Origin of the sequence: Sphingobium quisquiliarum P25 (genome assembly GCF_000445065.1) — a bacterium.
GTDB lineage: Bacteria > Pseudomonadota > Alphaproteobacteria > Sphingomonadales > Sphingomonadaceae > Sphingobium > Sphingobium quisquiliarum.
The window spans coordinates 76,428-89,551 of record NZ_ATHO01000167.1 but is presented as its reverse complement, the minus strand read 5'-3'; the positions used below and the strand labels follow the sequence as shown (position 1 = coordinate 89,551).

General features: G+C 61.4%; 9 protein-coding genes and 1 pseudogene. 1 reads left to right on the top strand and 9 read right to left on the bottom strand.

Annotated elements, in window-relative coordinates:
- Nucleotides 1-178 precede the first annotated feature (178 nt).
- The 9 genes from istB to L288_RS41005 all read right to left on the bottom strand — a co-directional run bounded on the left by istB (nucleotide 179) and on the right by L288_RS41005 (nucleotide 11,973).
- A complete protein-coding gene (istB, locus tag L288_RS41040) occupies nucleotides 179-907 on the bottom strand; it encodes an IS21-like element helper ATPase IstB (protein ID WP_031304487.1) in 729 nt (242 codons plus the stop codon).
- Nucleotides 894-2,408 (bottom strand): IS21 family transposase, encoded by a 1,515-nt coding sequence (gene istA, locus L288_RS41035; RefSeq protein ID WP_021238707.1) that lies wholly within the window; start codon nucleotides 2,406-2,408, stop codon nucleotides 894-896. Before istA ends, istB begins: the two co-directional genes overlap by 14 nt.
- A gap of 652 nt (nucleotides 2,409-3,060) precedes the next feature.
- Complete coding sequence (locus L288_RS41030) at nucleotides 3,061-3,582, bottom strand: hypothetical protein (RefSeq protein WP_051209788.1); 522 nt, start codon at nucleotides 3,580-3,582, stop codon at nucleotides 3,061-3,063.
- Nucleotides 3,583-3,634: 52 nt separating this feature from the next.
- Nucleotides 3,635-4,387, bottom strand: a complete 753-nt coding sequence (gene qatD / locus L288_RS41025; protein WP_021240016.1) for a Qat anti-phage system TatD family nuclease QatD — start codon at nucleotides 4,385-4,387, stop codon at nucleotides 3,635-3,637.
- Between the two features lie 8 nt (nucleotides 4,388-4,395).
- Nucleotides 4,396-5,745, bottom strand: a complete 1,350-nt coding sequence (gene qatC, locus L288_RS41020; protein ID WP_021240015.1) for a Qat anti-phage system QueC-like protein QatC — start codon at nucleotides 5,743-5,745, stop codon at nucleotides 4,396-4,398.
- Nucleotides 5,742-6,338, bottom strand: a complete 597-nt coding sequence (qatB, locus tag L288_RS0122425) for a Qat anti-phage system associated protein QatB (protein ID WP_021240014.1) — start codon at nucleotides 6,336-6,338, stop codon at nucleotides 5,742-5,744. Before qatB ends, qatC begins: the two co-directional genes overlap by 4 nt.
- A gap of 290 nt (nucleotides 6,339-6,628) precedes the next feature.
- Nucleotides 6,629-8,587 (bottom strand): Qat anti-phage system ATPase QatA, encoded by a 1,959-nt coding sequence (qatA, locus tag L288_RS41015; RefSeq protein WP_021240013.1) that lies wholly within the window; start codon nucleotides 8,585-8,587, stop codon nucleotides 6,629-6,631.
- A gap of 151 nt (nucleotides 8,588-8,738) precedes the next feature.
- Nucleotides 8,739-11,744, bottom strand: coding sequence for a DEAD/DEAH box helicase (locus L288_RS41010; protein WP_021240012.1), 3,006 nt, complete (start codon nucleotides 11,742-11,744; stop codon nucleotides 8,739-8,741).
- 4 nt (nucleotides 11,745-11,748) lie between these two features.
- The gene (locus L288_RS41005) at nucleotides 11,749-11,973 is read right to left on the bottom strand and encodes a YodC family protein (RefSeq protein ID WP_021240011.1); all 225 of its coding nucleotides are present in this window, start codon (nucleotides 11,971-11,973) and stop codon (nucleotides 11,749-11,751) included.
- Nucleotides 11,974-12,796: 823 nt separating this feature from the next.
- Between L288_RS41005 and L288_RS43300 the strand changes: the two are divergent.
- Nucleotides 12,797-12,958 (top strand): annotated as a pseudogene (locus tag L288_RS43300) (JAB domain-containing protein); the annotation flags it as partial.
- Nucleotides 12,959-13,124: the final 166 nt, after the last annotated feature.

Sequence of the window (13,124 nt, the reverse complement as noted above, 5' to 3'; positions counted from 1 at the left end):
TGTCAAACGGCGTTCAAAAGGGACCCCCGATCGGCGTCGAAGAGGGACCCCCTTTTCAGATAATATGATGCTGGTTTGTTGAAGATGGCCTTGCGCTGCGTGCGGCGGAGGGCGGGCGTAGCCCGACCGGAGGCGCGCGCAGCGCAAGATAGATTTTTGAAGGCGCCGAAGGTGGCTGTCAGCTGCGGTTTTTGAAGCGCCAGCTGTCGTTGCCCGTCTCGACGATATCGCAGTGGTGGGTGACGCGGTCGAGCAGCGCCGTGGTCATCTTGGGATCGCCGAACACGGTCGGCCATTCGCCGAAGGCGAGGTTCGTGGTGATGATGACGCTGGTCCGCTCATAAAGCTTGCTGATGAGGTGGAACAGCAACTGCCCTCCCGAGCGGGCGAACGGCAGATAACCGAGCTCGTCGAGAACGATCAGGTCGAGCCGCGACAGCTGCGCCGCCAGGGTCCCGCCTTTGCCGATCCGGGTCTCCTCTTCGAGGCGTGTCACCAGATCGACGGTGTTGAAGTAGCGGGCGCGAGCGCCCCTTCGCACGACATTGGCGGTGATCGCGATGGCGAGGTGGGTCTTGCCTGTCCCCGTGCCGCCGACCAGCACGATATTGCGGCGAGGCGGGAGGAAGGAGCCATCGTGAAGGGAGCGGATCATCTCCTCATTGATCGGTGTGCCCTCGAAGCTGAACCGCTCCAGGTCCTTCACCACGGGCAGCCTCGCAGCCGTCATCCGATAGCGGATGGAGGCTGCATCCCGGTGGGTCGCCTCAGCACGGAGCAGGTCGGTCAGTATCTCCATGGTGGTGCGCTTGCGCTGGAGGCCGGTGGTGACCGCCTCGTCGAACGCCGCCGCCATGCCCTTGAGTCCGAGGCCGCGCATCGTGTCGATCATATCATGCCGCTGCATCATAGCCTCGCAGCAGATCATAGCGGGCACAGTCGGCGAGCGGAGGATGCTGCAGCATCCGGTCTTCCGAAGTGACGATGCTGTGGGGTGTCGCCGGCTCGCGGCGCCGGGAGAGGATGTTGAGGATCAGCTCGTCGCTGGCCGTTCCGTTCGCCAACGCTTCGCGCACGGCAGCCTCTACCGGCTCCAGGCCATCGGTGAGCACCGCCGAGAGGACCCGCACGAACCTGCGATCGGCCTCGTCCCCGGTGCCGAGCCTTCGCCGTAATCGGTGCAGGGCGGGCGGCAGATCCCAGTCCTGGAACGGTGCGCCGTTACGCAGCGCGCCGGGCTTGTGCGCGAGGACCGGCAGATAATGCCAGGGATCGTATATCGTGCGGTTCCGACCGAAGTGGCGCTCATGCTCCCCGACGATCGCATCGCCGCAGCGTATGACGATGCGATCGGCATAGGAGCGCACCTGAACGGTCCGGCGTGCGGCCGTCGACATGACCGAGTAGCGGTTGCGATCGAAGCTGATGAGGCAGGTGCCGGTGACGGCATGCTCGCTCTCATGGAAGCCGTCGAACGGTGCCAGGATCGGCTGCAGGGCCGGTCGCTCCATATCCAGCGCCTCGGCGACGGTAATATCCCCGCGTTCGGGATGGGCATGATGCTCGGCCCAGCGCCGGCACTCGGCCTCCAGCCACCCGTTGAGCTCGGCCAGGCTGGCGAACCGGAGCCGCGGCTGGAAGAAGCGGCCTCGGATTGTCTGGACCTGCTGCTCGACCTGGCCCTTCTCCCATCCCGCCGCCGGCGAGCAGGCGGTCGGCTCGACCATGTAATGATCGGTCATGATCAGGAAGCGGCGGTTGAACACACGCTCCTTGCCGGTGAACACGGCCGTCACCGCCGTCTTCATATTATCGTAGATACCGCGTCGCGGCACACCGCCGAAGAACGCGAACGCCCGGGCATGGGCATCGAACAGCATCTCCTGGCCCTCGCGCGGATAGGCCCGGACATAGGGTGCGCGCGAGTCGCAGAGACGCATATGCGCCACCTTCACCCGCATCGGCTTGCCGGCGATCTCCACATCCTCGTGGCTCCAGTCGAACTGGTAGGCCTCACCCGGCTGGAAGGTCATCGGGATGAACGCCGGTGCGCCTTCGCCAGCATCCTTCCGCCGCGCAGCACGCCAGCGCGCCGCATAGCGGCGCACCGCATCATAGGATCCATCGAACCCCTCGCGCACCAGCAGGTCATGGATACGCGTCATCCGTAGCCGATCGCGGCGGCCGCGACCTTCGTTCTCCTCAAGCAGCGCATCGAGACGATCCTGATAAGGACCGATCCGCGGCAGCGGCTGGACTTTGCGCTGATAGTTGAACGCCGCCTCCGGCGACCGGATCGCTTTGCGGACGACCTTCCGCGACAAACGAAGGTCACGAGCGATCGCCTTGATCGCCTTACCCGCTGCATGCTCACGCCGAATCCGAACCACTGTCTCCACGATCAACATCCCGTTCTCGCCAACTGATCAAAACCAGTCGGCCGACTAAATCCCCGGGATGAAGGGGTCCTTTTTGCACGCCGATCACCCCACGAAGGGGGTGCCTATTGCACGCTGATCCTCACGCCATGAAATTTGGACCGTCATACGTCAAAATCGGTAAGACTGTCCTCTATCCCATCGATGAGCTTGAAGCATGGGACGAAAAGAATAGGGTGCAATGCCGTGCTTCAAAGCGACTCGACAAGCATCTCGGTGATTAGGCGTTAGGATCACGAGCGATCATTGATGATCCAGCCCCACTCCCCGGCCCCAGCTCCCGACGAGATTCAAAAACACCTTTTTATTTTAATATGTTATGGGTCAAGATAGGCAGGTTCACAATTATCCCGCTCAGCACCCGACGGGCATTGTCGGTCACGCATGATCCCGGACAATCAAGATGTAACAAACGTTCAGTGACTTAGCAGGAGTCAGAATGACCGAAGTGGGGTGATAAATTAAGAGATCTCTCCCAGATGTCGCTTCGCACCAATTTTGCAATATTACTTATATTAAACAGTTCTTTAAGCCATCATAACGGCCTTACAGCCGCGATTAGGCGCTGGCGCCGTATCGCACTTGAGCTCTTGAAAGAGTTGGTCGAGGCCGGCACCAAATTTCAGTCCGGGCCAGGTAGCTGATCGCGCAGCCAGTCGGTCAAGCCTTCGTGAAATGCTGAGTCGACATAAACATCGCAGCGCAAAACTACACCCGCTGGCATGTCGACAACGAGATGGAGGCCTGCGGCATAGCCATAGGCGCCGGCCTGCTCGGTCATCCCCTTCAGTTTCCAGATATCGCCTTCGAAATCGTTGTTTGCCGCCTTCTTTGCTTCGACGACGAGCAGATTTTCGCGCTGGCCGACGCGGTGAACGATGAGATCTGGCCGGACTGCGGCTTCCCGGCCAGGATCGTCCTCATGCAGCGGATAATGCAGCCGCTTGGCGACGTCCCCCCGGCGGTTCCATTCGACATTGACCGACCAGCCCGGGAATTTGCCCTCGAGCAGCACCGCAAGGCGCCCCACGATCGCCTGCTCTGAGGGATCGGCATAGGCTAAATCCTTGTCTTCGAGCAGCGTACCGATAGCGCCAGCGAGTATTGCAAGCGCGGCTTGAGGATCATGGGTCAAATGGGGCAATATAGCTTGAAATCCTCTGTTTCGAAAGAAAGCGCCGTGCGCATGGGGCGCCCTAATCTTGCTCTACGAGTAGACTTTTCAAATTGCGCATGACGGTGGCAGACATGACACCGGACGGCATGCCGTGCAGGCGTGCCAAACCATCTACAGCGATCCAGACATCACTCGGCGTGGTCGGGCGAGCGTTGGTCAGGGTGAAAGGTCCATCTGTTTCCGTCAGAACTCGATCCAACGGGAGCGCCTTGGTTATCGCTGCGCGCTTCTCATTCGCAAGCATCTCCGCGTTCACTGAAAAATAGCAGCCGAGATCGACCGCCCTCTTGGCCTCCGCTGCGGTGCCGGTGAACCAATGAAGCACCACGCGACCCCGGGTAGGCGGCAGGTGCTGCTCGATCATATCGAGCACGGCCTTGGTCGCTCGGACGCTATGAGTCGTGACGATCTTGTTCCCCGCCACCGCGCAAAGCGACAACACGCGAGCGAAAATCTCCTTTTGCGCTTCGAACGACCGGTAGAATCGAGGGCCGGCGTCCAGTCCGACCTCGCCTACATAGCGGGTTCGCGGGAGCAGCTCCTCCCATAGCCCGATCTCATGAGCGCGTTCGGCGACCAGTTGAGGATGCAGACCGAGAGCTGCCCGAACATGGCGGGTAGCCGACGCCAGTTCGTGGTTCCGCGGCCAAGCCTTGGGCGTGGTGGTCACGGTGAGGGTAAACACGCCATCGCGCTCGCAACGCTCCACCGCGGCCGCGTGATCGGGGTAGAGGTCGAGGTGGCAATGAAAATCAACGAGACCAGATCGCATAGTGCCTCTTATGACGGTGCGGCTCGAACGCCAGCCAGCAACCGCCCAACCTCTTCCAATCCGCGGCGATAGACATCGGCCAGGCCATCGTGCCGGGAAGGATCATCGTAGAGTGGCCCCGGCTTGTGTATGAGGGCCTTGGCAAGATCCGGGCGCTTCGACAACCGTGCGATCGCGATCTGGAAGGATCGGACCTGCTGACCTTCGGCCTGCTTAGTGTCCAACGTGGCGGCCTTCAGATCGGGCACGCCGTAAACTGTCGAATCCTTGCCTCGCAGGGAGGCCCGCCGAATGAGACATGGCAGGCAGTACCCGCAGTGCCCCTGCGGTTTCTTTGTCCAGCGCCCCTTCGTTGGTGACGAACACGATAGCGACAGCGGGGCGAGTTGCTTTAGCAGCGCCGGATTGGCGCATTGGGCGACCATTTCCCCCTTGGTCTTGTCCCAATAGGGATTCTCAACCTTCCCCCCGACGCTAAGCGCCCGGAGCAAATCGTTCCAGCGGGCCATGTAGAAAGGATGCGTCGTCCGAGTGCTGAGCGCGCCCAGCCGAAGCCGATCGAGCGGCACATTAAGCGCGATCAAGCCATTCTCCGGAACCTTGAGCACGAAGTCGCGGCCGAGGGCGGTACCGGCGGCGACTCCCAGGGAGAAGAACAAGAACGAGCGGCCGCGCGTGGTGTCCTCCGATCCGACATCCTCGACCAGCCCGCTATCGAAGCTCATCCACACCCGCAGCCGATCGAAGGCGGATGATTTGTAAGCGGCTTTCAAACCGTCGAAACACTGCTCCTGCGACTTGCTCACCAGCCCTTCGCCGGCATGGCTTACCAGAAGCGGCGTCTCGCCGGCATGCAAGCTGTCGATCGCGCCGATCAGACTATCCAAGCCACCGGAGAACAGACTTACGCCGTCGAATGGGGCGGGGATAAGGGTGGGTGTCGCGGCGGGGACCAGTTTTGCATAGCTCTTGGCCCGTTTGCGGAATCCGACATCCCACCTGTCGCCGGTCAGGAAGTTCAAGGCGCGGACCAGAGTGGGAGCCGCGGCCGTCCATCGCACCGGATCGCTCACCGGGATGACCAGCCGAATCTCGCGCGTCCAGGCGTCCTGCGATTCCGTGGAGCGGGAGATGCGGGTGTCGGCCGCGTGGACATGGGCCGCGACCACCAGCATATCCGCGCCGATCTCGCTCGGGGTCAGATGCAACGCCTTGAGGTCGGCTAAGGCGCGGCCGATCCCGTGATCGAGACGCTTGCCCGCCACCAACTGCAGGGTCGATGCAACCTCGTCGCGCGCCTTCGGGACGCGGGTCTTATCGTCCGGCCCGAAACGACCGATAATTACATGGCGCCTCATTTTTTCGCTGCCTCCCCATCACCCATCGTCTGCAACACGTCGAAGGCGGATTGATAGACGTTGGTTACGAAGCCCATTACCGCATCGGGTGTCAGCGACTGAATGTTGACTCCCGCGGCGTTGATGGCGTCGCTGACCCCGCGCTGTATGAAATCACGCAGTTGCGCCTGCACCCTCTCCGCCGCCCTTGGGTCGGTCGGCAAGGTCACGACCTTGGTGCCGATGTCGTTGCAGATCCGAGCCTCGATCGCGTGCGTCGCATACAGTTCGAAGACGGTCTGAATCTGGCCGGGTGTCAGCGCATCGATGTCGGTAATGCCGGCGTCGGCCAGATCGGCGATGGTCTCGACGAAAGCGTCTCGCGCGATCCCCTCGTCGATCGACCCGCCTTCGGGGCAGATGTAATCGGCGAGCCCCGCGAACACTTCCTCGATCGGCCGCCCGGCGAGGCTTTCGAGGTTGAGCGTTCGCAGCGCTTCGCGAACGCCGTTGGCGCTGGCGTCGTTAAGGAATCGGACGAGCCCGGCGCCCGCCCCTCGCGAAGAGCCCATACGCTGCGCGGCCTGGCGCGAGCCGCCCGCCGACTTGGACACATACTGCGAGACAGCGCGGCCGAGGCTTCTGCGGTCGCTGCCACCCGAGCTTACGAACCGCGTGAAATTGTTTCGTGCAGATGTAAACCGATCCGATGACCCTGCCGGTGCGGCCGGCCGAGCTGCCGGCGCGGGAGGAACTGCTGGGGGCGATCCATCAGGCGACGGCGGTTGTGTTCCGTCGCCATCACCCGCGCCCGTGCCGGCCCCGCCGTCGCCCTCGCCCTGCAGCCAACTCGGAATGAGCGGCGTCCCGCCGCCCGCGCCACTATAAGCGTTCGACGTGCCCATCAGCGGCCACCTTTCCGCGTGCGAAGCGCGGCGCTAGCCGTCGTCTTCAAGAAGGTCGATTGAGACGTCGACCATCTTTGGAGGAGCTTTTCGAACCGAGCTACGGCGTCGGCATCCTTGATGATGCCCTCCCAGCCCGATGCGGGCCACGGCCCGCACCGATCGGCCGGCAAGGCTTCGAGCAGATCGAGAAGGTTGGCTTGAAGCGTCGGATGCGCGCGCACCAACACGGCGAGCCCGTCTATGCCGGGAGGCGCCGTATCGAAGGCATCGCCGCCCATAACGCGCCCGCGCAGTTCCTCGAAGACTTGAGCGGCCTCGGCCGGAACGAGCTGCTTGAGTTCACCTTCGAACGCCTGAACGGCCAGCTTCGGGCCGAGCAACTTTTCGATCACCACTGCGAGACGTCCGAGGACGGAGGCTGCACCGAAATAGTCCTTTCGATCCTTGGTCACGAACAGGTAGGGGCGCAGATCGACTTCCGCCAAGGCCGGTGACAGCTGCGCCCAAGCCCGTATCGCATCGGCCGCCTTCCATTCCGTCAGGATAGCGCTGTCCTTGGAGTCCGGCACGGTGGTCGGCTTGGCGTCGACTATTGAACTGATCTTCGACCCGGTTCGCTTCGCCTTGGCGACTGGCTTCTCCTCCGACGCCGCGGCTTCCAGCGCCGCCAAATCTACGCAGCGGCCATCCGGATCGCGGGCAGCGGCGCTTGCGATCTGATCAAACAATCTGGAGAGGAACCGTTCGGCGAGCATGAGCTTCGCTAGGACCGGCAGCTTCACATCGTCCCCGAAGCCTCGAGCGAGCGCAGTCTGATGCCGCAGCAGCAGGGTGTTTAGGAAGCGCTTGATCTGCCGCGGATTGCCCTGCGTCCCGCTGGCCAGGATCGGACCGATCTGATCGCTAAGTGTGAGCGCGTTCTGGACCTGGCCGGCTTTGTCGCCCAAGGCGGTTTTGACCGTCTGCGCGTCGAGCCCGGCCGTTTGCCAAGGCCGTTTGAGCAACTCACGCGCGACGGTGATGAGCGCCGCGTAAGCGGGGTCGTCCTCGCCTAGCTCGGCGCCGATGAGCAATAGGGTGACGTAAATGCGGGTTTCGGTCTCACCCAAAGCCGGAATCCGAAACGGAATCTGGATGAGCTTTTCGAGATAATTGCGCGCATAGTCGCGTGGGCCGGTCGTGTCCGGCAGCTCAGGGAAATGCTTGCGCACCGAATATTCGATCATCGCCTCGTCGGCCGCGACAATGAACGCGGTACGGGCAGTGAAGACGAACAGGCGGACGGCTTCGAGCGTTTCGATTGCCGTGTCCGGTAGGCAGCGGTCGAGATCGTCGATGAGGACAATCAGTTGCTTGACGTCCGCCTGTTTTAGCAGATCGTCAAACGCCTTCCGGAACGCCTCGATCTCCTGCGGCACATTCTTCGACTCACCGGGCTTCAGCAGCCCCTGCACACCATCGATGGCCTTGTCGTAATTCTCCTGCGTTGCAAGTTTCGAGGGATCAGCGAAAATTCCCTTCAAGGTCCCGACGACCGCGCCGACCTGATCGGCTGTGGGGATACCGGTGAACGCGGTGAAAGCGAGACCTCCGCCGTGCCGCGCGATCTTGAGCCAGTCGATCCGACGGAAGATGTCTTTGACGGCTATGCCGGCCTGGGTGAGCAACGGGCGCTTTTCGATAAGCCCGGTGACGATGCCCTCGATCAACGCGATCTTGGCATCTTCGAATCCCTGAAAACGCCAGCCGTTGAATTTGATGCAGAGAACGTCCTTATCCGAGCTGAGGCCGTTCTCGATCATCTCCAAGATGCTGGATTTGCCGGCGCCCCAGTCACCATGAACACCGATGGTCACGGCGCGCTCGGGCTTCTCGCGCAGCAGCTCGATGATGGTCTTGGCGATCGCCTCGTTGTTGAGGAGATCTACCTTTGTCTCATTGTCAGTAAGAATCATCCCGCCCCCTGGTCTCGGCGATTCATAGCGACTGCGCCGTGCTCCCCGCGAACAATGTGCCGCAATAGTTCGAGATAAGCTATATGATGTTGTGTGCTGTAACTTTGCCGCTTCATCTATGCGGGAGGCGTCCTAATATTACTGATAGGCATTAAACTGCTCCCATGAGAGGCTGCATCGCTTCATGTAGCTCATGCCCGCGCCGGCCGATGATTCCAGCAACAGCATCGGCGGGTAAGGCGGCAATGGCCTCTCGGTTCAAATGACCGGAACGAAATAGTGCGAGAATTTCACCTCGTGTCAGCGGGAAGCCTAGTGCGCTCAAGGGCAGCGCTTCGGCTGGAAGGCCGAGATCAAGCCGCGTGAGCAATAGCGCTGCCGCCTCTTGGTCCTCGGCCCGCTCCAGCACGATCGCGGCTATGCGCAGCGCGGACTCCAGTAGGAAGCGAGAGCCATCCGCGTAGCCGCGAATGTCGCCATGCCCTACCCTGACGAAGGCATTGGACGAGTAGCGGGCCTCGATATCGTTGGTCGGCTCACCAGCAATCCAGTCGCTCACGATGAGCGCGCGCTTGCATCGGGCATAGAACGCGACATCGCTTTCGGCACGATGCTGCAATGCGCGGCCCACGCCATGTCCGAAGCGGCCAAGGGCAGCCTGCTGCCAGCGCGGCTCACCATTGCGGGTTTGCGGTGTGTAATCCTCGTCGCGCTCCGGCAGGCATTCGACGAGAACAAGGAGGGCTTCTAGCGTCGCGTCGGCCGGATCAACGCGACGCAACAGCTCAACCAGACGCATCGCGGACTCGAGCGTAAGGGGCGACTCGCCGCATGCTCGTCCAAGCATGGTCAGGCGGAGATTGTCGCCGTCTTCCTCGATCAGGCCATCAGCGATCATGCGGTCCAACAGCCGCTCCAGCGTAGGGACCATGCGATCGCGCCATGCCGGATTCTGGAGGGCGGCGAGATAACCACCATAGGTGTTCGCGATCAGGTCGACGACCGCCCCGCGCGGGACATCCCTGACCTGCGTGAGCAGGCGGATTACCCACGTACCCGGTTGGTTCGGGTTGAACGATGACCGGATGACCTCCGGCTGACCCTGCACATATTGCCGGAAGAGCTGATTGCGCTCCATGGGAGTATCGGCGAGCAAGATGGCTTTACCCTCGGCCTCGAACCCCAACCGACCGGCTCGGCCCGCCATGTTCTTATATTGTGCCACCGTGTAGGGCTGTCGTTCTCGCCCAGGAAAATCCGTCTCGGCGATGATAACGGTGGACGCGGGCGTGTTCACGCCCGCGGCAACCGTGCTGGTCGCGACGAGGGCCCTGATCTGGCCGTCTGCCCGGCGAAACCCGCGCTCGACCGCAACACGCTCATCGCGGGTAAGATCGCCGTTGTGAAACGCAATGCCGCCCTCGAGTGACCGGCGAAGACTCTCCGACATTTGAGAGAGATCGCCTTCGGGCAGCGCATCAATCACGTCTTGCGCCGCAGGAAGGCCAAGCTCGGCCGCAAGGTAGCTCGCACAGCCGCTCGCCGGGCCACGCGCATTGCGGAAAATAATGACCTTCTCGCCAGCATCGATGAGATGGCGGACCAGCGGCACGATCACGTCCTGCGACGATTGCCTTTGCCCGCGCTGGCGGATCGCGAAGCGGTCGAGGAGCTGAATGGTTTCGGGGCCGTTCGGTCCGAGGCGCGTAAGTGCGCCGGTTCGGTCGAGTACGCCTTCCACCAGCGGAACCGGTCGATGATCGGTTTGCAGAAGACCGCAACCGAGCCAACGGTCAAAATGGTTGGCGTGACCGATAACCGCGCTCAATGTGATGAGCTGCGGAGCAACCCCGCGCTGACGCGCACTTACGAGGTTGGTGAGCAACAGTTCGACCACCATGCCGCGACCTGGCTCAGTGATGAACTGCGCCTCATCGAGCACCACCAGTCCGATCTGATTGAGCATGTGCGCGGAGGCGACCGACATGCTGAGGAATTTTTCGTAGGTAAAGAACGCGATGTCGTACTTGCCCCGTAGAACAGTGCCGACCTGATCCTGCCAGTCGCCGGAGCATCGAGCGATTCGGAGCCCCAGACGATCGCCGTAAAGGGCCGAGAAGTCCTCGAACTTCTCGTTTACGAGCGCCTTGTACGGCAGCAGGAACACGGCCTTGCGGCCATCCGCAATGGCTTTGAGCGCCGCCAGCTCACCGATAAAAGTCTTTCCTGCACTGGTCGGCGCGACGACCATGAGCGAGTTACCGTCCAACACCCCTTTTTCGTTGACTGCTTCGATCTGAAGCTCGTTGAGCCCTTGCGGAAAGTGCTGATGCCATGCGTCGACCGCTTCTTGCGGAATGCCTGCTGCTGCCAATTCGCGGATGTCGCCCGTCGTCTGAAAATTGACGCGCTCCGGAAAAGCTTCGCGATAGCGGACGCCCATCTGACCGGGAGGCAGGACAAGATCACCTTCGGTCTGACCGAACATGGTCGGCGATTGGATATAGCCAAACCGCCCAGCGTTAGCCGTGACAAGGCGAGTAACGCGGTCGACAAGCTCAAGCACGCCAAGCGGGGCGTCTGCCTCCAGCAAAACGTCAATAACAGCCTTGGTGAAGAGGCCGTGCCTCGATTGGGGATCCTCGAGCGCCTCTTGATGGGCGGAGGATGCGGCGAACAGAATACGTCCCTGCCCTGCCACGTCGACGAGCGGGAACGCCACAGCATCGCGAGGAACCAGCCCAGCATCGATTACACGCGCCGGAGCACCGCCACTAAAGCAACAATCCAGCAAGAGGATGACCGCACGCGCTCTGGTCTCCCGAAAGCGCTGAGCCAGCTCGTCCATGCCGAGCGTCGTGTTCGGCAGATCGGCTACGCTTGTATCATGCAAAACTAGACGATGGTCCTGCGTGCCATGCCCTGCGAACCCAAGGAGCACCACATCCTCTTCGTCTGCAGCGCCGAGCGTCGCGTCGAGAACATCGCGCATCGCAACCACTGTCGCCGCATCGTCCGTAATGAGGGGCGCGTTCAAATCGGCGATGCTGTCCGACAGCACCGCCCACAAAGCGGTGGCGTCGCGCGCGGCTCCCGTCAGATCGCCGATGAAGGGATCGGCGTGCCGATCGATGCCGATGAATGCCCCCCGGATCATTGGCTCAGCCCCGCGTCACCTGAAACGACGCGAAACCAGGCCGCTCGGCTTTATCCAGCGCAACAGCGGCGAATGTCTCCCGCGAGGCGACCTGCTTATTGCCGACCTTTTCAAACCAGACGCACCAAACAGCGGTACCCTCCACCGACCAATGCTCACCAATCTGCTCGACGGTCATGATCGGGCCGCCCGATTTCAGCTGAACCGTGTCTCCCGGCGCAAACTCCATAATTTCCCCCTCTCGCTCGAAGCTTTCTTCTGGACTCAAAGTTAGGTTGCATCGCTGCATTTTGCGAGATGGCCGATGAGCCAGATTATGGTTTTCTGCTGTCTATTTTACCGATCAACACTTTTAGTCGTTCAAGTAAGAGCAAGTATCGGGCCGCGGGCTCGATAGCTGCGAGAGGAATGTTACTGCTTGTGCTTGACCAACAGGCTCATCAATTGTCCCGAACGCTTCGTACACGATGCCTGCAAGCCATCGGACGGCTGCGGGCGCGCCCGCATTGGCGCAACAGGCTGTTGCACAATTTATCATTCTACTCAGGAGGCGTTGTGTCTGGTCCAGCTTATTTAACTTGCGAAGAGGTCATCGAACGCTATCGTAGCAAGGTCAGCGACGGTACGTTGCGAAACTGGCGATGCAAGAGAATCGGGCCGTCATATATCAAGATCGGCAAGGCGATCTTATATCCTACGGACGAGCTCGATCGATGGGATCGGTCAAACTTGACCGCATGCGGGCGCAGACCGTTCGCGTCTGCCGCAAAGATCGAACTGAGGCCGAAACCGATTGAGATGGGGGCTGGCTTCGGAAACGAGACGACCGAGATCGGCAGGCGCATCGGAGGCCAGCCCTTGTTCGTGCAGTGGCAATGGGTCAAGAAAGTCATGTGTCAGCGTGTAGGTCCGGGCCCTGGCGGGACAGACCGGGGCCCACCGGAATTTCGATTGGTCGAGGCGAGTCACATACCCCAATTAACGGCTCCCCTCCCTCCGGTGATCGCCATAACATCTTGATTATAAAAAATATTTTTGGGAACGCCCGGCAGGTCCACAACCACCCTTCGGGCGACCCTGCACCCAGCCGTCAGGACATAGACATCACGCGGCAGATCGTGGAGGCGGGCAAAAGGCTCGGCATCGCCGTTCACGACCACATCATCATCGGCGAGAAGGGACATACGAGCCTGCGCGCGCAGGGATTATTGTAAGCTGTCGCAGCCAAGCTGATCTCCCATCCAAAGATGGGGAGGAGAACCGTCAGCGCAGCCGATGGCGGAGGGCAAATACGCAACGTCAGCGCTTATTTCCCTTCACCATGCCAGGCATGGCCCCTCTTCCCACGCCTTACGGCACGGGTGGGATTTACATGCTGCA